Genomic DNA, 21238 nt, shown 5'->3' on the forward strand with positions numbered 1-21238 from the left:
TCCCGAGGGAGGTCCTCTTCTCGTTCCTGCGAGGGTGCACGCAGCTCAGGGAAGCGGGGACGCGTCCCTGCTCGTCCGCGGCTGGTAGCCCAGCGCACGCAGAGCATCCATCACCTGGTGGGAGTGCTCGGTGCCTCGAGTCTCGACCGACACCTCGAGCTCGACGTGACTCACCTGCAGACCCTTGTTGTGGCGGGTGTGCAGCACCTCCACCACGTTCGCGTTCACCTCGCTGATGGTCTTCGCGATCAGCGCGAGCTGGCCGGGAACATCCTGCAGCTCGATGACGAGCTTCAGGTAGCGGTCCGAGGCGGCGAGGCCGCGGCTCAGCACCTTCTCGAGCATGAGCGGGTCGATGTTGCCGCCGGACAGGATGGCCACGGTGGTGCCCGCGTCCTTGATCTTGTCCGCGAGGATGGCCGCGACGGCGGTCGCACCGGCCGGCTCGGCCACGAGCTTGGCCCGCTCGACGAGGAGCAGGATGGCCCGCGAGATGTCGTCCTCCGAGACGGTGACGACCTCGTCGACGAGGTCGCGGACCACCTCGAAGGTGATGTCGCCTGGCATGTCGACGGCGATGCCGTCGGCGATGGTCGGGCGAGCCTGGATCTTCACGGGGTAGCCGGCCTCGAGCGAGACGGGGAACGGCGCCGAGTTGGCTGCCTGCACTCCGATGATGCGGATGGGGCGCCCGCGCTGCTCACCGAGGAGCTTCGCCGCGACGCTCACGCCCGAGATGAGCCCGCCGCCGCCGATGGGCACGATGATCGTGTCGACGTCGGGCGCCTGCTCGAGGATGTCGAGCGCGAGGGTGGCCTGGCCCGTGATGATGTCCGCGTGGTCGTACGGGTGGATGAACTCGGCCCCGGTATCGACGGCGAACTGCTTGGCCGCGACCAGCGCATCCGCCACGTTGACGCCGGTCAGGACGACCTCAGCACCGTAGCCGCGGGTCGCCTGCAGCTTCGGCAGCGGAACGCCGACCGGCATGAAGATCGTCGCCTTGATGCCAAGCTCGCGCGCCGCGAAGGCGACGCCCTGCGCGTGGTTGCCGGCCGAGGCGGCCACGACTCCACGCGAGCGCTGCTCCTCGCTCAGCCGCGAGAGGCGGTACGTCGCCCCGCGGATCTTGTACGAGCCCGTGCGCTGCATGTTCTCGCACTTGAGGAGCACAGGAGAGCCGAGCTTCTCGGACAGGAACCGGGCCGAGTCGATGGGGGTCTGGGAGATGACCTGCCGCACGATTTCACGTGCGGCGACGATCTGTTCCAGCGTGATGGTGGGAGCGGTCATACCGTGCTTGCCTTCTTCTCGCGCTTGGCCTTCTCGCGCTTGGATACGGGGGTTTGCGTGATCTTCGTCGGGTCTGGGTCATCGCGCCAAGTGCCACGCGAGATGAACTGGACCATGACCTTGCCTGCAGCGACAAGGGGGACGGCGAAGACGGCGCCGGCGATTCCGCCGAAGATGGTTCCTGCGCTCACCGACAGCAGCACTGCGAGCGGATGCAATTTCACGGCGCTGCCCATGATGAGCGGCTGCAGGATGTGCGACTCGATCTGCATGACCGCGACGACGACGATGAGCATGATGAGCGCATTGAGGAAGCCGTTGTAGGCCAGCGCCACGGCGACGGCGATCGTGCCGGCCGAGATTGCGCCGATGTAGGGGACGAACGACGCGAGGAAGACGATCACGCCGATCGGCAGCGCGAACGGCACCTGCAGGATGACGGCACCGAGGTAGATGCCGACGGCGTCGATGAGCGCGACGAGCACCTGGACGCGCACGTAGTGGCCGACCGAGATCCAGCCCCGCTGGCCAGCCCCGTCGATGGCGGCGCGCGCCTTCTTGGGGAAGATCGACACGATGAAGAGCCAGATGCTGCGGCCGTCGAGGAGATAGAAGATCAGGGCGAAGGCGGTGACGAGCGTGCCGGCGAGGAAGGCGACGACGTTGGAGCCGACCGAGACCGCCTGAGACGCGATGGAGTTCACGTTCGACTGCACCCAGCCGACGATCTCGCTGAGCCCCGCGTCGACCTGCTCCTCGGTGACATGCAGCGGGGAGTCCCTGAGGAACTGCAGCGCCAGCTGGTACTGGGCCTCGAGCTTGCCCAGGTCGAGGTTGAAGCCCTGCGCGAACTGGCTGACGACCAGGCTGATCAGCGTTCCGATCGCGAGCAGCAGGACGATGAGCGACAGGATGAGCGCCGCCCACCTGGGGAGGCCGACACCCACGAGCCACTTCATGAGCGGTGCGAGCAGCGACGCCAGGAGCGCGGCCACGAGCAGGGGTATGACGAGGATCGAGGCCTGTGCGACGAGCCACCCGAGGGGAATCAAGGCAAGCAGGATCGCCACGGTGCGCCAGGCCCAGGCCGCGCCGATGCGCAGCCCGCGGGGCACGAGCTCGTCCTCGCTCTCGTTGCGGAGCGCTGGCGTGGGGTTCTGCGCCAGGGTGGAGCCGGTTCTCGTCGATGCAGCCTTGTCGGCAGGCTCGTCGAGGTCGCGTTCGGTCATAGGCTCAATACTAGGAGCGCCCGCGGACGCTGCGATGCCACTAGAACTGCACCCGAGGGGGCTGCGAGATGGCAGCTCGATCGGCGACCTCGAAGAAGGTCCGCTGCTCGAAGTGGAGCGGCCCCGCGACGAGGTTGTTCGGGAACACCTTCACCTTGGTGTTGTATTCGCGCACTCCCCCGTTGTAGAAGCGACGCGACGCCTGGATGCGGTTCTCCACGTCGACGAGGTCTGACTGCAGCTGCAAGAACTCACGGCTGGACTGGAGCTGCGGGTACGCCTCTGCTGCGGCGAACACACCGCGGAGCGAGCCCTGCACCAGGTTCTCGGCGGCGCTCACCTCTTCGGGTGTCGTCGCGCGAGAACTCGCAGCGCGAGCCTCCTCGAACGCCGCGAAGACCTTGTCCTCGTGCGTCGCGAGACCCCGCACTCGAGTCTCGAGCTGCGGGAGCAGCTCCTCTCGGGCCGCCAGCTGCGTCGTGATGTCGCTCCAAGCTCCGTCGACGCGGGCGCTCAGGCGCTTCAGCGAGCGATTGGTGACGACGACGTAGACGACTACGGCGATGACGATGAGGAGCACGGCTCCGACGGCGATCCAGACTTCGAGCATGCCGGAATGGTAACCCGCTTCGACTGCGAGACGGCGGGGTCAGCCCACCGCCTGGGCGAATTCGCTGGATGCAGAGTCCGCGAGGTGCTGAAGATGCTGCGGGATGGGCATCCCGCGGCGTCGAGCAGCTTGCGCCCAGAGTCGACCGGCGCGGTAAGAGGAGCGGACGAGCGGGCCGGCGAGCACCCCGAGGAAGCCGATCTCCCCAGCCACGGCCTTGAGCGCGATGAACTCCTGCGGCTTGACCCACCGCGCCACGGGTAGATGCCTCGGGCTCGGCCGGAGGTACTGCGTGAGCGTGATGATGTCGCAGCCAGCCTCGTGGAGGTCGACGAGCGCCTGCTCGATCTCGTCGCGCTCCTCCCCCATGCCGAGGATCAGGTTGGACTTCGTGACGAGACCCGCGGCCCTGGCCTGCGTGATGACGTCGAGCGAGCGCTCGTATCTGAAGGCGGGGCGGATGCGCTTGAAGATGCGGGGAACGGTCTCGACGTTGTGCGCGAAGACCTCGGGCCTCGAGGAGAAGACCTCTCCGAGAAGCGCAGGGTTGCCGGAGAAGTCCGTCGCGAGGATCTCGACCCCGGTCCCCGGGTTCTCGGCGTGGATGCGCCGGACCGTCTCCGCGTGCAGCCAGGCGCCCTCGTCCGGCAGGTCATCACGGGCGACTCCGGTCACGGTCGCGTAGCGCAGCCCCATGGTCGTGACGGACTCCGCCACCCGGCGCGGCTCGTCGGTGTCGTAGTCGGCAGGCTTGCCCGTGTCGATCTGGCAGAAGTCGCAGCGACGCGTGCACTGCGAGCCGCCGATGAGGAACGTGGCCTCCCTGTCCTCCCAGCATTCGTAGATGTTCGGGCAGCCCGCCTCCTGGCAGACGGTGTGCAGGCCGCCCGCCTTGACGAGCTCCGAGACCTGCCGGAACTCCGGCCCCATCTTCGCTCTCGTCTTGATCCACTCCGGCTTGCGCTCGATGGGGGTCTGCGCGTTCCGTGCCTCGACGCGAAGCAGTTTGCGGCCCTCGGGCTTGATCGTCACGCCGCGACTCCCGCTTCGACATCCAGGTGAGCGGCGAGCAGTTCCGCTGCTCTCGGAGCGACCTCGGCGGGAGTGATCGGCCGTCCGAGCTCCGCACTCAGGGACGTGACTCCGGCGTCGGCGATGCCGCACGGCACGATGCGGCTGAAGGGCTCGAGGGAGTTGGAGCAGTTGAGCGCGAAGCCGTGCATCGTGCAGCCTTCGACGACGCGGACCCCGATCGCGGCGACTTTGCGAGCACCGTGGTCGTCATCGACCCACACGCCGGAACGGCCGGCGACCTGCACGCCCTCGACGCCGAACTCGGCGATGAGTTCGATGAGGGCCGCCTCGAGGCGGCGGACGTGTGCGACGACGTCGATGGGCTCTGGCAGCTTGACGATCGGATAGCCGACGAGCTGGCCGGGCCCATGCCAGGTCAGCCGCCCTCCGCGGTCGACCTCGACGACGGGCGTGCCGTCACTGGGCCGTTCGCTCCGCCTGGTGAGGCGCCCCGCCGTGTACACGCTCGGGTGCTCGAGGAGGACAAGCGCGTCGCCCCGGTCTCCTCGAACGCGCTCGGCGTGCAGCCGCCGCTGGAGCGCGAGAGCCTCCGCGTAGTCGACCGTGGTGGGCTCGAATCCCGGCGTCAGCACATGCATCATGACGACAGTGTTGCATATTCTGTACGAAGTACAACAACTACTCGCCGGCACGAGGGGCGCCGTCCTGGCCGCCCCTCCCCGGCTCGACGGGCGCCGGTCAGACCGCGATCTGCGCAGCCACCACCTTCAGCTTGTGGCGAGCCAGCGCCAGGTTGGCGCTCGTCCGATTGAGCACGAGATAGATGAACAAACCGCTCGACCCCTGCGAGTTGAGGACGTTGATGAGGTGGTACTGCGAACTCAGCGTGATCAGGATGTCGTCGATCTCATCGGCGATGCCGAGCTCGGACATCGTGCTGAGCTTCGCGCGCACGACGTTGGCGTTACCCGCGGCGGCGATGCCGAGGTCGAACGACGGGTTGCCGCCCTGCACCAGCGCCATGCCGCTCGCGTAGTCGACGATCGCAGCCCCCGTCGCGCCTTCGATGCTCAGCAGCTGGTTGATGGCCTCATCGAGTGAACTCATGTCTTGTCTCCCCTTGTCCTTGTGTCGCCGCCTCACCGACCCCGGAACCTGCAGCTCAGATGCAGTCCTGCATCATCGTCCAGTTCGAAGTGAATGAGGCATCCGAATCCCCATGCCGACCAGAGCACCATCCGCGACCGGACCACCGCACGCGAGCAGTTCTGCTCGCTCACGAAGCGATCGCCTGCCACGTCGGCCGTTGTCCACGCGGCAGGAAAGCACATCTCCCTCATCCGATCGATCGGTGAGGAGAGTGTCTGCGCGTACACATCAGCCGCGATGATGAACGCATCGGCATCGACTGCAGGTAGCAGCCGACACGACAGTAGCGCACACCCGAGGAAGACAATGGACACGAATAGCGCCGATCTCATATAGGTTCGAGTCGTCTGAGTTCGCGGATCTCCGTGAGGGGGCAGACACGCGGAGCTGCTTCGATCTCAGAATCAGGCTTCGCACATCTATCGAGGGGGAACGATGGAAACTCTTGTGCGCATGAGCGGCGCAACGACTTCGTACGGCAGCCGGCAAGTACTCCGGGCGGTCGACCTCACCCTCTTTCGGGGGCAGATCGTCGGACTCATCGGCGTCAACGGCGCAGGCAAGAGCACGCTCGTGAGCACGCTCATCGGACGCCAACAGCTCGAATCCGGAACCATGATTCTCGGCGAGGAGCCCTACGCCCCGGCCTCACCCGAGGAGGCGCAGGCCTGCGGCGTGGGAGTGATCACCCAGAACGCGGAACCACCGAGGGGGTTGACGGTCGCGCAGGCGCTCTTCCGCAACACCTATCGGGCCGATGAGTCGCACGAGGCGGTTCTCGAACGCGCACAAGAGCTCGTCGAGCAGACCAGCACCCGACTCGATCCTCACGCGATGGTCGATGAGCTCGACCGGGGGCGTCGCGCGCTCGTCGAGGTCGTTCGCATGCTCGCCGAGGAGGCGCAGCTTGTCGTCATCGATGAGGTGGCCGTCACGCTCGCCGACCACGAGATCGCGCTCCTGCACCGAGTGCTGCGGCAGCTCGCCTCGCAGGGCCGAAGCATCCTGTACATCACGCACCGCATGGACGAGGTGCAGTCGATCGTCGACCGCGTCCTCCTGCTCCGTGACGGCACGATAGCCGTCGACACCCCCATCGGCGGGCTCGGCGCCGAAGAGCTCACGGTCATGCTCGTCGGCGAGGTGCCAGACGCGGAAGCGAGCCTCGCGAGCTCCGGGGAGGATGCGCACCGTGCAGCGCTCGCTGCATTCGGCGTCGGTGACGGCCGCCTCCTGCACGGCGTCGATCTCCACGTGCGCCCGGGCGAGGTCGTTGGCGTCACGGGGACGCACGACTCGGGTGTGCGTCAGCTCATCGAGATCCTCGGCGGAGCGACCCGGCAGCAGCAGGGCCACGTGGAGCTGTTCGGAGAGCCTGTCGACCTGGCAGAGGCAGGCGTCGCCGAAGCACACGGCGTGAGCTTCCTCCCGGACGCAGTGCCGGCGTTCGACGCCGATCGGAGCCTCCTCCACGGCGTCGGTGCGACGGATGCGACCATCGGCGCGGAGATCTCACGGGCGAGGAAGATGATCGACCTCGTGCACCGACTGCGCATCAGCACCGCGAGCATCCACACCGCGCTCGCCGAGCTCTCCGGCGGAGACCAGCAGAAGGCCGAGTTCATCCGTGCCGTCGAGCGCGGCGGCACGGTGCTCGTGCTCGCTCACCCGACGCAGGGCGTCGATGTCGGCGCGCGTCGTGCCGTCTTCACCTTCCTCCACAGCCTCGCCCAGACCGGCACGGCGGTCGTGTTCCTGGGCACGGATCTCACCGAGCTGCTCAAGTGGAGCCACCGCGTCGTGGTCCTCGCCAATGGCAGGACCGCGCTCGAGGGACGCTCCGAGCTGCTCGACGAGGACATGATCGTGCATGCGATGCTCGGCGCCCAACGCGCAGAACATGTCGGACGCCGAGCAGTCACGACCACGTAGCGGGTCGAGGCCCGCCACTGAGACCGCGGTACTCCGGTGACGTCGAGCGGCCTAGAGCTCGCGAGAGAAAGCGGCCGCGCGCTCGACCTGCTCGGCGGTGATGCTCTCCCCCGTGTACTTCTCGAACTGCCGAGCCGCCTGCAGGGCGGCAACAGCGGCACCGGTGACCACGGGAACACCCTGCGCTCGTGCGAGCCTGATGAGTGGGGTCTCCGCCGGGAAGGCGACGACGTCGAACACGAGTGCAGCGGCGGCCACCTGCTCCTCGCTGAATGACAGCGCGGCCTCGTCTTCCCCGGTCATGCCCAGGGGTGTGACGTTGACCAGCACGAAGGCACCTGGCTCGGGGTCGACGTCCTGCCACCGGTACCCGTACTTCTCAGCGAGGGCGCTGCCAGCGATCTCGTTGCGGGCGACGACGGTGAGGTCGCCGAAGCCGGCGTCTCTGAACGCCGCGACGACCGCCTTCGCCATGCCACCGGCGCCGCGCACGACAACCGGCAGCGACGAGCTGATGTCGTGTTCCGCGATGAGCTCGGCGATGGCCTCGTAGTCGGTGTTCGACGCGACAAGTCGACCGCCGTCATTCACGATCGTGTTGACCGACTCGATAGCCAGCGCGGAAGGGTCGAGCTCGTCGACGAGCGCGATAACGGCTTCCTTGAACGGCATCGAGACCGAGCATCCGCGGATGCCGAGCGACCTGACACCGCGGATCGCCCCCTCGATGTCGTCCGTCGTGAAGGCCTTGTAGATGAAGTTGAGACCGAGCTCCTCGTAGAGGTAGTTGTGGAACCGCGTCCCCAGGTTCGACGGCCGCGCAGCGAGCGAGATGCAGAGGGTCATGTCCTTGTTGAGAATCGGCATACCGCCAGTATCGCGGGTGAGAGCCGAGTGCACCCCAGCAGCTGCGACATCAACGCAGGTCGAGTCGCATGAGCACCCGAGGGAAGCCGTTCAGCACCGAGTCGGTCTCAGCTGCCTGCTCGAAGCCCGCCCTCTCGAACAGGCCGCGTGTGCCGACGTACGCCATCGTGAGGTCCACCTTCTCGCCCCTGTTATCGACGGGGTAGGCCTCGACGACGGGGGCATCGTGGTCTCTGGCGAGCTGCACGGCGCCTTCGACGAGCTGGTGGGAGATGCCTCGGCCCCGGTAGCCGGGACGAACGCGAACACACCACAGCGACCAGACGGGCAGGTCGTCGAGGTGAGGGATGCGGCGGTTGCGTGCGAAGCTCGTCTCGCTCCGCGGATGCACTGCGGCCCAGCCGACAACCTCGTCGCCCTCGTAGGCGAGCACGCCAGGCGGCGTCTTCTGCCGCAGGAGGCGCTTGACTCGCTCGCCGCGCTCCGGGCCCACGAGTGACAGGTTCTCCTTCGAGGGGATGCGGTAGCTCAGGCACCAGCACACGTTGGCATCCGGCCGCTTGGGCCCGACCATCGTCTGCACATCAGCGAATCGCTTCGCTGCTCGAACCTCGATCACCATGGCGGCATGGTGCCACGCGAAGCTCGACGCGAGCCGGAGCCGTTGCGTAGTGCCCCCACTGGGATTCGAACCCAGAACACAAGGATTTTAAGTCCTCTGCCTCTGCCAGTTGGGCCATAGGGGCGTACACGTCGGGGCCGCCGCATCCGAAGATGTGACGGCCCCGACGAGGTCAGCTACTTGCTGTCGCCAGCAGGCGCCTTGGCCGAGCGCGCGGCGGGCTTCGGAGCAGCCGATCCCGCTTCAGCGGCGACCTTCTCGGTCACCGTCTTGCCGCTGGTGTCAGCCGCAGGCTTCTCGGTCGAGGCGGCAGCCTTGTCGCCACCGTGCTCGCTCGACGCGGGGAGCTTCTTCGGGGCATCCGCCTTGGCCTCGGGGGCTGCGGGGCGGGGACGCGAAGCGAAGCGCTCGAAACCGGCGCGAGGCGTCTCGCGGGCGCTGAGCGAGACGAAGTCGCGGCCGAGCACGAAGTTGTTGATCCAGCCCGTGAGCACGCGGATCTTGCGCTCGACAGTCGGGATCGCCAGGTCGTGGTAGCCACGGTGAGCCAGCCAGGCCAGCACGCCGGTCAGGGCGAAGGTGCCCGACTGGAATGCGCCCACGCCGATGCCGAGACCGGCAACCGCGCCCATGTTCTCGTGGTAGTAGTCCTTCGGCGTTCCGCCGCGGAGCGTCGCCACGAGGTTGGAGGCCATGAGCTTGCCCTGACGGACCGCGTGCTGGGCGTTCGGCACGCAGAAGCCGCCGACTCCACCACCGGAGAGGTCGGGGACCGCCGAGACGTCGCCGGCTGCCCAGGCGTCCTGGACAATGCCGTTGTCGCCCTCGACGCGGAGGTCGGCGCGTGCCCGGAGGCGTCCGCGCTCGTCGACCGGGAGGTCGCTGTTGCTCTTGATGATCGGAGCTGCCATGACTCCAGCGGTCCAGACGATGACATCGGTGGGGAACTTGTCGCCAGCCGAGGTCTCGACGACGCCGTCGAGTGCAGAGGTGACCTGCGTGTTGAGGTGCACCGTCGCGCCGCGCTCTGCAAGGTTCTTGATGACCCACAGTGCGGTGTCTTCCGACACCTCGGGCATGATGCGCCCGGCAGCCTCGATGAGGTGGAAGTGCACGTCGTCGAACTGCAGCGACGGGTAGTCCTCGAGCAGCGCGGTCGCGAGCGAGCGCATCTCGGCGAACGACTCGATGCCGGCGAAGCCACCGCCGACGACGACGAACGTGAGGAGGCGCGTGCGCTCCGGGCCCGGGGCCATGGTCGACGCCTTGTTGAAGTTGTCGATCATCGTGTCGCGGATCCACGTGGCCTCTTCGACCGTCTTCACGCCGATGGCGTTGTCGGCGATGCCGGGGATCGGGAAGGTGCGCGAGACGGCGCCGGCGGTGACCACGATGATGTCGTAGTTGACCGTGTACGGCTCGCCGATCTGCGGCGTGATGGTCGCCGTCTTCGTGGCGTGGTCGATGTTCGTGACCTCAGCCGTGATGACGCGCGAGCGCTTGAGGTGGCGACGCAGCGAGACGACTGCGTGACGCGGCTCGATGTTGCCGCTGATGACCTCTGGGAGGAATGGCTGGTACGTCATGTACGGCAGCGGATCGACGACTGTGACCTGGGCTTCGCCCGGGTTCAGCTGCTTCTCGAGCTGCCACGCCGTGTAGAAGCCGGCGTAGCCTCCGCCAACGATGAGAATCTTAGTCACGTACTTGTACTCCCTGCATGCGATGGTTGGGCGAGGAAAACCTTGTCAAGTCTACTCCTGCGCGTCACGGGCGAGTGCATCGCCCGGGTTCGCGCACACGCAGCGCTTCGGAGACCAGGTGGACAGCTCGAGCGCCCAGTCTCCGACGGGGTTCACTCCGGGCCCCGCGACCAGCGAATGGGCGGCCAGGGCGTGGAGGCACTTTACGCGCGTGGGCATTCCGCCGGCGGTGACTCCGGTGATCTCCTCGACGACCTCGAGCGATTCGCGTTCGGCGAGGTAGCGCTCGTGCGCGGCCAGGTAGGCGGCACGGAACTCCTCGTCGTCGCTGAGCCGCTGCTGCATCTCCGGCATGATCTGCTCCGCCTCGATCTGCGACATCGCGATGGTCGCGGCGGGATGAGACAGGTAGTAGAGCGTGGGGAACGGCGTGCCGTCTGGCAGCCGTGGGCGCGTGACGACGACCGTCGGGTTGCCGCAGACGCACCGGGCGCCGATCCCGACGACACCCCGCATGGGGCGGCCGAGCTGCTCCCCCATGACCTCGAGGTCGCGTTCGCTGGCTACTGAGTACTCGAGCATTGGTCGCTTTCGGTTCTGCGGGCGGATGCGCTGGAGTGACGATCCGCGGGGTTCGATGTGCTTCGTGGTGCTAGTCGCCCGGGGTGGGCGCGGGTGCCGGCGCGGTGCCGGCGGTCACCATCGACTCGACGAAGCTGTCGAGCCAGCTGGCCTGCGTCTCGTGGAGCTCGGTGCTGATGTTGCTCTGCTGCTGCTTGTTGGTGACGGGTGGGTCGAGCACAAGGTAGCTCGTGTCGCCGGGCATGACGAATAGGAGACGCCCTCGGGCCTGCGACTGGATGTACGCGGGGTCGCTCCACCTGTCGCGTTCCGTGGCGATCTCATCCACGCTCTGCTGCGTCTCGACGAGCTCGGCCTGCAGCTGGGCGACATACTGCCGTTGCGCGATGTAGCGCTGCGCGGTCGGTGCCAGCACCGCGATACCGAGGATCACGACGAGTGCCACGAGCACGGTCGCGCCGTTCGGGCGCACGGTCGGAATGCGGCGGCGCTTCGACGGCCCGCTCGACGACTGCTTGCGAGGTGACGAGGACGACGGCTTGGAGCGGGGCTTCGATTTCGAGGGTGCGGACTTCGAGGGTGTGGACTTCGAAGAGCCCTTCGCCGCCCCCTTGGCTGGGGTGCCGCCCTTCGGCTTCACGTTCCCGTTCGACTTCGCGCTCGAGTTCGCATTCGGCCTCGACGGAGCGCGCGGAGTGGCTTTCGACTCGGCTCCCCCGCTCCGACTCGAGCTCGACTTTCCCGTCGACTTCGCCATGCGCATCCCCCTCCCGTGTCGGCTTCCCATCATGCCGAACGGGCCGGGGACTTGCCCCGACCCGTTCGTGTGTCGCGCCGATCAGCGCGGCGGTAAGCCGCGCCGACCGGCCCGGACCCCTATGCCTTGTGGCGGGGGAAGGCGCTGCGGCCTGCGTAGACGGCTGCGTCGCCGAGCTCTTCCTCGATGCGGAGGAGCTCGTTGTACTTGGCGACGCGGTCGGTGCGGGCAGGCGCACCGGTCTTGATCTGGCCGGAGTTCGTGGCGACCGCGAGGTGCGCGATCGTCGCATCCTCGGTCTCGCCCGAACGGTGCGACAGGATTGCCGTGTAGCCGGCGCGCTGCGCGAGCGAGACAGCGTCGAGCGTCTCGGTGAGCGTGCCGATCTGGTTGACCTTCACGAGGAGCGAGTTCGCTGCGCCCTCCGTGATGCCGCGCTGGAGGCGCTCCGGGTTGGTGACGAACAGGTCGTCGCCGACGATCTGCACCTTGGCGCCGATGGCGGCCGTGAGAGCCTGGTAGCCAGACCAGTCGTCCTCGTCCAGCGGGTCCTCGATCGTGACGATCGGGTAGTCGGCGACGAGCTTCTCGTAGAAGGACGTCATCTCCTCAGCCGAGACCTCAGCACCCTCGAAGTGGTACTTGCCGTCCTTGAAGAACTCGCTCGAGGCGACATCCATGCCGAGCACGATGTCGGTGCCGAGCTCGTACTTCGTCGCGCCGATGGCCTCGACGATGAGGTCGAGTGCCGCACGCGTGTTGGGCAGGTCGGGGGCGAAGCCGCCCTCGTCGCCGAGGCCCGTCGCGTAGCCCTTGGAGTGCAGGGTCTTCTTGAGCTGGTGGTACACCTCGGTGCCCCAGCGAAGCGCCTCGCTGAAGGTCTCTGCACCGATGGGGAGGATCATGAACTCCTGCACGTCGATGCCGTTGTCAGCGTGCGCGCCACCGTTGATGATGTTCATCATCGGCACGGGGAGCACGTGAGCGTTGGGGCCGCCGACGTAGCGGAAGAGCGGGAGGCCAGCCGAGTCGGCTGCTGCCTTCGCGACTGCGAGGCTCACGCCGAGGATGGCGTTCGCGCCGAGGCGCTTCTTGTTGGGGGTGCCGTCGAGCTCCTTGAGCTCCTCGTCGACGAGACGCTGGTCGCTGGCGTCGAAGAACTCGATGGCGGGGTCGATCTCGTCGATGACGGCCTCGACGGCCTTCTGGACGCCCTTGCCGAGGTAGCGGTCGGCGTCGCCGTCGCGCAGCTCGAAGGCTTCGAAGGCGCCGGTGGATGCGCCGGACGGCACAGCCGCGCGGCCGGTCGATCCGTCATCGAGCAGAACCTCGACCTCGACGGTTGGGTTGCCTCGGGAATCGAGGATCTCGCGGGCGTGGACGACGTCAATAAGGGCCACAGGATGCTCCTTGCGAATCAGTAGCGTACGGACCGCCAGAGACGCGGTCCTTCGTCAGTGTATCGGGGTCGGCGGAACGTGAGGAGGGAGCGGACGCGCTGACGTCACGAGGTGGGCGAGGGCAGCTCGGCTGTCTCCGCCGCCATCAGCTCCTCGAAGCTCGGAACCCGCCAGACGACCGGGTTCTCCGCATACTCGGGATCCCCATCCGCTGGCCCCCACCGGACCTCGACGAGGGACCGCCCCGCGGGAACCAGGTAGATCGCGCAGCGGAGTTGCTGATCGCCAGCTGCGTCCTGTTGCGGGGGTCCCATGCCATCGCCGCAGTGGATCGCGTCAGGTGCCTCGTCCATCGTCGCTCGCGGGGCAACCGAGCCATCATCGAGAATCCCGACGAGATCCGGTGGGAGTGCCGACGTACCGTCTTCGGCGTCGCCCTGCAGGCCGACTGTGAAGTTGAGAGATTCCGGGTGCGTCCATTCAGGCCCGATCTCGGTGAGCCCCGAGTTCTCCGGGCCGCCGGTCGCCAGCTGCGAGAAGGTGATCGCCACCTTGCGACCATCCTCCAGGGGCAGAAGCGCGGTCTCCCGGTACTCGAATCGGCTGCCGGGCTCGGCAACGGACTCTGGGATCACAACTTCCTGGTAGGCGAGGGGTTCGTCCCATTCACCGAGCAGTGAGCATCCGCTCAATGACGTTGTCGTTGCCGCCACCAGGCCCACGGACGCGAGCCACCGCCTGCGGACTCTGCTGGCAGGCGTCCCCTGTCGAGTGCTCGATTCCAAGGCTCCCCCTCGTTCGGAGGTGCCAGGCTACGAGCCCTGGAGCGCTTCGAAGCTGAGCGTCTCGGGCGCGTCGACGTGCTCGTCCCGCACGTGAGCCGCGTGCGTGAACCCCTGCTCGGCGAGCGAGGCAAGTAGGCCGCGCACGTTCTTGGGTTTCTTGGCGACGCGCACGCGCGACGCTCCGGAGCGCACGACCGCGCCCTTGACCTTCGCGATATCGGCGACGGACGCCCGCTTGTCGAAGAGCAGCGCCACGGCACGCTCCTCGCCCGAGTCGGGCAGCTGCGCGAGGTCGACGATGCGCTCGAAGCCGATCGAGAACCCGCACGCCGGCACATCCTGCCCGAGGAAACGGCCGATCATGCCGTCGTAGCGTCCGCCGCCACCGACCGAGGAGCCCGACTCCGGGTGCGCCGCCTCGAAGATCGTGCCCGTGTAGTAGCCCATGCCACGCACGAGGCTCGGGTCGAACACGAGCCGGATGGAGGCGCCCGCCGCGAAGGCCGCATCCGCGATCTCGACCATGCCCTCGACGATCTCGACGACGGCCGGGTCCTCCCGGAGCGCACCGGGCAGGCTCGTGAGGACCGTCGCGCGATCGAGACGGATGCCGGTCTCGAGCAGGGGCGCCCACGTGGCGAGCGCCGCCGCGAGCTGCAGCGCGGCCGTGGCGTTGAGCGTCGCGAGCTCAGCGGCTACTCCCTCTGGCCCGATCTTGTCGAGCTTGTCGATCGTGATGAGTGCGGCGCCGTGCTCGGCCTCCGCGAATCCGCAGTGCACGAGCAGAGCGGTGAGCAGGCGCCGGTCGTTGACTCGGATAGTGCAGTTGTCGAGGCCGAGCTCGACGAGCGCGGCCGAGGATGCCACCAGCAGCTCGACCTCGGCGAGCGCACCCGGCTCGCCGATGATGTCGATATCGCACTGCACGAACTGCCGGTAGCGACCCTTCTGCGGGCGCTCGGCGCGCCAGACCGGCGCCATCTGCAGGCTGCGGAACACCCCAGGCAGGGTTCCGCGGTGCGTGGCGACGAACCGCGCGAGCGGCACCGTCAGATCGAAGCGCAGGCCCAGGTCGCTCAGCGCGAGGGGGTCGCCGGCCTCGGCGGCAGCAGCAAGGGCCTCGCCGTCGAGCGCACGCTTCATGACGGCGAAGGACAGCTTCTCGTTGTCCCCGCCGAGCCCAGAGTGCAGGCGCGCTGCGTCCTCCACGACCGGCGTCTCGATCTCATCGAAGCCGTGCCTCGTGTACACCTCACGGATCGTCCCGAGGATGCGCTCACGCCTGCGCTTGTCTGCCGGAAGGAAATCGCGCATGCCACGAGGCGGAGTGATCTGAGAAGCCATTGCACTATTCTCGCAGGATGATCGCATGCGACGGATTCGGGGGCGCCGCGTGACCGACCAGCTCCCCCTCATCGGTGCGGCTCAGGCCAGACGCATCGCGCTCGCGGCCCAGGGGTTCGGCGGGCGGAAGGCCGCGACCGAAGCCGGAACGCGGCAGCTGGGCTCGCTGCTCTCGCGCATCCACCTGCTGCAGATCGACTCCGTGAACGTGTGGGAGCGCAGCCATTACATGCCCGTCTTCTCTCGACTGGGCGGCTACGACAAGGCGGCGCTCGACCGTCTCGCGTCCGGTCGCCAACCGCGCCTCACGGAGTATTGGGCCCACGAGGCGGCGCTGCTCCCCGTCTCGTCACTGCCGCTCTTCGGGTGGCGGATGCGCGACAAAGAGGAACGGGACCGCCGCAAGAACGCAGAGTTCCTCGAGGGCCACGCGGCGACGATCGCGTGGCTGCGTGCCGAACTCCTCGAGCGAGGCCCGCTCGCGGCAAGCGAGTTCGAGCACGAGGCCAACAAGCGGCGCGGCTCCTGGTGGGAGTGGTCGGACGTCAAGATCGTGCTCGAGCACCTCTTCCGCTGGGGCGAGCTCGCATCAGCACCCCGCAAGGGCTTCGAGCGGCGCTACGCGCTGCCCGAGCAGGTTCTGCCGCCCGAGGTGCTCGGCGCCGAGGTGAGCACGCGCGACGCGGTCCGTGCGCTCACCGGCATGGCCGCCGCCGCCCACGGCATCGGCACCACGGCCGACCTGGCCGACTACTTCCGCGTGCCGATGGCGCTCACGAAGACAGCGCTCGAGGAACTCGCTGACTCCGGCGAGGTGCTACCCGTGCGAGTCGCCGAGTGGGGCAAGGACGGCCAGCCGGGAACGGCGTGGCTGCATCGCGACGCCAAGCGGCCACGCGCGATGGACGCGGCAGCGCTGCTCTCGCCCTTCGACCCCGTCGTCTGGTTCCGGCCGAGAGCCGAGCGGATGCACGACTTCCACTACCGCATCGAGATCTACACACCCGCCGAGAAGCGCGTCTACGGCTACTACTCCCTGCCGATCCTGCTCGGCGACGCGGTGGTTGGCCGCGTCGACCTGAAGAACGACCGGCAGTCGCGCATCCTACGCGTGCAATCGGCATGGAGCGAGGCGGATGCACCCGCCGACATCGCCGAACGCACTGCCGTGCTGCTGCGCGACGCGGCCGCCTGGCAGCACCTCGACGACATCGTCGTGGCCGACCGCGGCAATCTCGCCCGCGGCCTTGGTGGCGCGCTCACCTCGAATCGCTAACGCGACGCCGCGGCCTGCCTGCCCGCCCGTCTGCCTGGCTGGCTGCCGGCCTGCCCACCTAGTCGAACGCTGCCCGGCGATTCGCCCTCCAAGCCTTGCCCCAGAGGGGCATTCAACGGGCAGCGATCAAGCAGCTCAGGCGTCTCGCGCTTCGGCTTCGGCTTCGGCTTCGGCTTCGGCTTCGGCCGAGCGGATGCGCGCCTCGAGTTCGCGGTTGGCGAGCCGCATCGCGCGCTCGGCGTCGAGCCCCCGTGCATCCGCGTCTCGAACGAGCGCGAGTAGCCTTCGCCCCAGCGCCAGTTCCTCGTCAACCGCCTCCCCTGTGGCTGCGCCCATTTCTGCACTGACCTCCCCCACCCCAGGATTCGGGATGGCTTCCTCGCTCTCGGATGGCTTGCTTTCCATCCCGAAGCGATTTACCCATCCCGAATCGCTGGGCGAGGCGGCGGGCGAATCGCTGGGCGAGGCGGCGGCGGGCGAGGCGGCGGCTGAGACAGCGGCCGCGCCGACCTGGCGCTCCTTGCCGAGCATCTTCTGCGAGAGCGCAAGCGCCGACATCCCTCGGGGCACGCCGTCGAGCACGCTCGTGCGGTCGCGCTTCTCGACGGCCTTGGCCTCCTGCCAGAGGCGGATGATCTCGTCGATGTCGCGGGTGGGTGTCGGCCCGAAGACGTGCGGGTTGCGGCGCACGAGCTTGTCGGCCTGCTCGCGCGCGACGTCCTCGAGCGTGAAGGCGCCCTGCGCCCGCTGGGCGGCGATGTCCGAGTGGAAGAGCACCTGGAAGAGCACGTCGCCGAGCTCCTCGCGGATGTCGGTGGGGTCGTCGCTCTCGAGCGCCTCGACGAGCTCCGCGGACTCCTCCGTGAGGTACTTCACGAGCGTTGCGTGGGTCTGCTCCTCGTACCAGGCGCATCCTGCGTCTCCACGGAACGCCTCCACGACGCTGAGCAGCCGGAGCAGCTCAGGACGATCGCTCGCCTCCCCCACGATTACTTGGCCTCCGTGTCACTGGGAACCTCGACGACCTCATCCTCCACCTCGAAGATGGCCTTGAGGATGCTGCGCACCCAGATGAGCATCTCCTCGTCGCTCGGCGGATTGCCGTCGCGGCCCTCGAGGATGGGGATCGCGAGCGAGTTCGTGGCGTCGACGATCTTCGATCCCGGGTACATGCGGCGCAGGCGCATCTGCTTGGAGTCGCTCAGCTCGGCGGGTCCGATGCGCAGCGTCTTGCCGAACACGACGAGCTCGCCGAGGCCAGCCTTCACGGCGAGGCGGCGCAGCTTCGAGACCTCGATGAGGCGCTGCACCTCGATGGGCGGCTCGCCGTAGCGGTCCTGCAGCTCCTCGAGGACGAGCCCGATCTGGCCCGGCTTCGCGTTGGGGCTCGAGGCGCTCGAGAGCTTCTGGTAGGCCTCGAGGCGCAGTCGCTCGCTCGCGACGTAGTCCTCGGGCACGCGGGCATCCACGGGAATCTCGAGCCGCAGCTCGGTCTGCCCCTCCGCGACCTCGCCGCGGAAGGTGTTGACGGCCTCGCCGATCATGCGCAGGTACAGATCGAAGCCGACGCCGGCGATGTGGCCGGACTGCTCGCCGCCGAGCAGGTTTCCCGCGCCGCGGATCTCGAGGTCCTTGAGGGCCACCTGCATGCCGGAGCCGAGCTCGTTGTTGGCCGCGATCGTCTCGAGGCGGTCGGTCGCGGTCTCCGTGAGCGGGCGCGTTCCGTCGTACAGCAGGTAGGCGTAGGCGCGCTCGCGTCCGCGACCCACACGTCCGCGCAGCTGGTGCAGCTGGCTGAGCCCGTAGCGCTCGGCGTCGTCGATGATGAGCGTGTTCGCGTTGGCGATGTCGAGGCCGGTCTCGACGATGGTGGTCGAGACGAGCACGTCGAACTTGCGTTCCCAGAAGTCGACGATGATCTGCTCGAGTCGCGCTTCGCTGAGTTTGCCGTGCGCGACCGCAACCCGCGCTTCCGGCACCAGCTCGGCGATCTCCGCCGCCACCCGGTTGATGGATGCGGTGCGGTTGTGCACGTAGAACACCTGCCCCTCGCGCAGCAGCTCGCGGCGGATTGCGGCGGCGACCTGGCGCTCGGACTTGGCGCCCACGAACGTGAGGATCGGGTGCCGGTCTTCCGGCGGGGTCGCGAGGGTCGACATCTCGCGGATCCCCGTGACCGCCATCTCGAGCGTTCGAGGGATGGGGGTCGCACTCATTGCGAGGATGTCGACGTTGGCCTTGAGCTTCTTGAGGGCGTCCTTGTGCTCGACGCCGAAACGCTGCTCCTCATCGATGACGATGAGGCCGACGTCCTTGTACGCGATGGTGTCGGTGAGGAGGCGATGCGTTCCGATGACGATGTCGACGGAGCCGTCGGCGAGCCCTCGGATCGTCTCCTCCGACTCCTTCTTCGACTGGAACCGGCTGAGCGGCTTGATGGTGACGGGGAAACCCGCCATCCGCTCGGAGAAGGTCTCGTGGTGCTGACGGACGAGCAGCGTCGTCGGCACGAGGATGACGACCTGCTTGCCGTCCTGCACCGCCTTGAACGCGGCACGCACGGCGACCTCGGTCTTGCCGAAGCCCACGTCGCCCGAGACGAGGCGGTCCATGGGGATGGGTCGCTCCATGTCGCGCTTGATCTCGTCGACGGTCTGCAGCTGGTCGGGCGTCTCCACGAACGGGAACGCCTCCTCGAGCTCGTGCTGCCAGGGCGTGTCGGGCCCGAACGCGTACCCCTTCGAGGCCATGCGGGTGCTGTAGAGCTTCACGAGCTCCACGGCGATGTCGCGCACGGCCTTGCGGGCCTTGCCCTTCGCGGCCGACCAGTCGGAGCCGCCCATCTTCGAGAGGGCGGGCGCCTCGCCGCCGACGTACTTCGTGAGCTGGTCGAGCTGCTCGGTCGGGATGAACAGCTTGTCACCGGGCTGGCCGCGTTTGGACGGCGCGTACTCGATGAGGAGGTACTCGCGCACGGTCTTGGGGGCGTTCCTGCCGCCCGCCTGGACCTCACGCTGGCGCAGCTCGATGAACTTGCCGATGCCGTGCGTCTCGTGCACGACGAAGTCGCCGGCTTTCAGCTGCAGCGGGTCGACGACCGAGTTGGCGCGTCGTCTGGCGAGCTTCTTCGGCTGGCGCGAGTCGTATCCGACGGCTCGTCCGAAGAAGTCGGTCTCGGTGACGAGCGCGAGCTTCTGGCCGGGCACCTGGACGCCCGTGGAGACGGGTGACTGCGTGAGGTAGGCGACGCCGGTCTCGAGCTCGTCGGGCAGCTCGTCGACGAGCCTCGCGGCATCGCCATGCTCGGAGAGCAGCTGGCTGGCACGCTCCACGAGGCCGGGCCCCTGGCTCGTGACGACGACACGCCAGCCCTCCTTGAGGAGCGCCGAGACGTGCTCGATCGCGCCGTCGGCGTTGCCGGCGAAGCTGGGCACCGCGTCGCCCTCGATCTTCACGGCGAGGATCTCGCTCGCGTCGAGCTGCTCCTCCGGGATCTCCAGCGACTGGAACGGCGAGAGCGACCACCACGGTCGGGCACCGCGAGCGTCGCGGAGGCCGGAGACGCTGAGGAAGTCGCCCGAGCTGAGGTCGATGGGGGCATCCGCGCCGGCGGTCGCGGCACTCCAGGCAGCCTCGAGGAACTCGTGGTTCGTCTCCGAGAGGTGCACGGCGCGCGTGGCGACTCGCTCAGGCGAGAGCACCGCCATGGCGGCGTCCTCCGGCAGGTAGCTGGTGATCGGGACGAGCTCGCTCACGAGCGCCGGGGCGAGCGATTCCATGCCCTCGGAGGGGATGCCCTCGGCGATCTTCGCGAGCATCTGCTGCAGGTTCGGGAACTCGTGCTGCATCTCGCGTGCGCGCTGGCGCACGCTCTCGGTGAGCAGCAGCTCTCGGGCCGGGGTGATGAGGGCCTCGGTGACCTCGGACTCGAGCGAGCGCTGATCCGCGACCGAGAACACGCGGATCTCGTCGACCTCGTCGCCGAAGAAGTCGATGCGGAGAGCGTGCGACGCATCCGGTGGGAACACGTCGAGGATTCCGCCGCGGACGGCGAACTCGCCTCGTCGCGTGACCATGTCGACGCGCGAGTAGGCGAGGTCGACGAGCTGCAGGGCGAGGCTCGAGAGGTCGTTGCCGCGAGAGCCGCGCTCGAGGCGGATGGTCGTGGCCGCGTCGAGGCCGGGCAGGAGCGGATGGAGGGCGGCGCGCACGGAGGCGAGCAGCACGAACGGCGCAGCGCGCTCCCCCGCCTTCCAGTCGGTGAGCTCGCGCATGGCACGAAGTCGGCGGCCGGTGGTCTCGACGGACGGGCTCAGCCGCTCGTGCGGGAGCGTCTCCCATGCCGGGAACTCCGCGATGTGCGCATCCGGCACGAACGTCTGCAGGTCGGCGCCGAACTGCTCGGTCTCACGGCTCGTCGCGGTGAGCACGAACAGCATCGGGGCGGCACCGAGCTCGGCCTGGCGCGCGGAGAGGAGGTTCGCGATCAGCGGGGCCCTCGCCCCATCGACGAGCGAGAAGTCGGTGTCGCGACCGGCGCGCCCCATGGCGCGCTCGAAGGAAGGGGTGGACTGGATGGAGCGTACGAAGCCGTGCAGAGTCACTCGGGGAATTGTACGCGCCGAGGGGAAGATACTTCCTACAGTCCCCGGGC

18 protein-coding genes and 1 tRNA gene are annotated in these 21238 nt (G+C 68.0%); 2 read left to right on the forward strand and 17 right to left on the reverse strand.

From position 1 onward, the window contains the following. Positions 1-45: 45 nt before the first annotated feature. From ilvA to ITJ67_RS13925, 6 genes are all read right to left on the reverse strand, one after another. Positions 46-1293 carry a threonine ammonia-lyase gene (ilvA, locus tag ITJ67_RS13900; protein ID WP_160072403.1) on the reverse strand — a complete coding sequence of 416 codons (1248 nt, stop codon included), beginning with the start codon at positions 1291-1293 and terminating at the stop codon, positions 46-48. Beyond that, complete coding sequence (locus ITJ67_RS13905) at positions 1290-2522, reverse strand: AI-2E family transporter (protein WP_160072405.1); 1233 nt, start codon at positions 2520-2522, stop codon at positions 1290-1292. The genes ilvA and ITJ67_RS13905 overlap by 4 nt, the downstream gene beginning before the upstream one ends. 40 nt (positions 2523-2562) lie before the next feature. Continuing rightward, positions 2563-3132, reverse strand: a complete 570-nt coding sequence (locus tag ITJ67_RS13910) for a LemA family protein (protein WP_160072407.1) — start codon at positions 3130-3132, stop codon at positions 2563-2565. Positions 3133-3171: 39 nt separating this feature from the next. Further along, positions 3172-4164 carry a lipoyl synthase gene (gene lipA, locus ITJ67_RS13915; RefSeq protein WP_160072409.1) on the reverse strand — a complete coding sequence of 331 codons (993 nt, stop codon included), beginning with the start codon at positions 4162-4164 and terminating at the stop codon, positions 3172-3174. Then, positions 4161-4808: a lipoyl(octanoyl) transferase LipB gene (lipB, locus tag ITJ67_RS13920; RefSeq protein WP_194678031.1), complete on the reverse strand. Its 648-nt coding sequence runs from the start codon at positions 4806-4808 to the stop codon at positions 4161-4163. The genes lipA and lipB overlap by 4 nt, the downstream gene beginning before the upstream one ends. 97 nt (positions 4809-4905) lie before the next feature. Next, a complete protein-coding gene (locus ITJ67_RS13925; RefSeq protein WP_194678032.1) occupies positions 4906-5274 on the reverse strand; it encodes a hypothetical protein in 369 nt (122 codons plus the stop codon). Between the two features lie 495 nt (positions 5275-5769). Here ITJ67_RS13925 and ITJ67_RS13930 point away from each other — a divergent pair, with 495 nt between their 5' ends. Next, the gene (locus ITJ67_RS13930; RefSeq protein ID WP_194678033.1) at positions 5770-7248 is read left to right on the forward strand and encodes an ATP-binding cassette domain-containing protein; all 1479 of its coding nucleotides are present in this window, start codon (positions 5770-5772) and stop codon (positions 7246-7248) included. A gap of 51 nt (positions 7249-7299) precedes the next feature. On the opposite strand, the gene ITJ67_RS13935 is transcribed toward ITJ67_RS13930, so the two are convergent. From ITJ67_RS13935 to hisS, 9 genes are all read right to left on the reverse strand, one after another. Continuing rightward, complete coding sequence (locus ITJ67_RS13935; protein ID WP_194678034.1) at positions 7300-8115, reverse strand: shikimate 5-dehydrogenase; 816 nt, start codon at positions 8113-8115, stop codon at positions 7300-7302. A gap of 49 nt (positions 8116-8164) precedes the next feature. Then, positions 8165-8737: a GNAT family N-acetyltransferase gene (locus ITJ67_RS13940; RefSeq protein ID WP_160072417.1), complete on the reverse strand. Its 573-nt coding sequence runs from the start codon at positions 8735-8737 to the stop codon at positions 8165-8167. Positions 8738-8787: 50 nt separating this feature from the next. Then, positions 8788-8861 (reverse strand) — tRNA-Leu (locus ITJ67_RS13945). Positions 8862-8913: 52 nt separating this feature from the next. Next, positions 8914-10440, reverse strand: a complete 1527-nt coding sequence (locus ITJ67_RS13950) for an FAD-dependent oxidoreductase (RefSeq protein ID WP_160072419.1) — start codon at positions 10438-10440, stop codon at positions 8914-8916. Positions 10441-10491: 51 nt separating this feature from the next. After that, a complete protein-coding gene (locus ITJ67_RS13955) occupies positions 10492-11022 on the reverse strand; it encodes a DUF501 domain-containing protein (protein WP_228502888.1) in 531 nt (176 codons plus the stop codon). Positions 11023-11092: 70 nt separating this feature from the next. Then, on the reverse strand, positions 11093-11779 hold the full coding sequence (locus ITJ67_RS13960; RefSeq protein WP_160072421.1) for an FtsB family cell division protein: 687 nt from the start codon (positions 11777-11779) through the stop codon (positions 11093-11095). A 119-nt stretch (positions 11780-11898) separates the two neighbouring features. Next, positions 11899-13179 (reverse strand): phosphopyruvate hydratase, encoded by a 1281-nt coding sequence (gene eno, locus ITJ67_RS13965; RefSeq protein WP_104241653.1) that lies wholly within the window; start codon positions 13177-13179, stop codon positions 11899-11901. A gap of 104 nt (positions 13180-13283) precedes the next feature. Next, positions 13284-13871, reverse strand: coding sequence for a hypothetical protein (locus ITJ67_RS13970; RefSeq protein WP_160072423.1), 588 nt, complete (start codon positions 13869-13871; stop codon positions 13284-13286). Positions 13872-13991: 120 nt separating this feature from the next. Then, complete coding sequence (gene hisS / locus ITJ67_RS13975; RefSeq protein WP_160072425.1) at positions 13992-15308, reverse strand: histidine--tRNA ligase; 1317 nt, start codon at positions 15306-15308, stop codon at positions 13992-13994. A gap of 25 nt (positions 15309-15333) precedes the next feature. Here hisS and ITJ67_RS13980 point away from each other — a divergent pair, with 25 nt between their 5' ends. After that, positions 15334-16584, forward strand: coding sequence for a winged helix-turn-helix domain-containing protein (locus tag ITJ67_RS13980; protein WP_160072427.1), 1251 nt, complete (start codon positions 15334-15336; stop codon positions 16582-16584). Positions 16585-16719: 135 nt separating this feature from the next. Here the strand turns inward: ITJ67_RS13980 and ITJ67_RS13985 are convergent, their stop codons facing one another. Together ITJ67_RS13985 and mfd are read right to left on the reverse strand one after the other, a co-directional pair. Next, positions 16720-17571, reverse strand: coding sequence for a MazG nucleotide pyrophosphohydrolase domain-containing protein (locus ITJ67_RS13985; protein WP_194678035.1), 852 nt, complete (start codon positions 17569-17571; stop codon positions 16720-16722). 2 nt (positions 17572-17573) lie between these two features. Then, positions 17574-21188 carry a transcription-repair coupling factor gene (gene mfd, locus ITJ67_RS13990; protein WP_416362329.1) on the reverse strand — a complete coding sequence of 1205 codons (3615 nt, stop codon included), beginning with the start codon at positions 21186-21188 and terminating at the stop codon, positions 17574-17576. Positions 21189-21238: the final 50 nt, after the last annotated feature.

This window comes from Pseudoclavibacter sp. VKM Ac-2867, assembly GCF_015351275.1.
Taxonomy (GTDB): Bacteria; Actinomycetota; Actinomycetes; order Actinomycetales; family Microbacteriaceae; genus Pseudoclavibacter.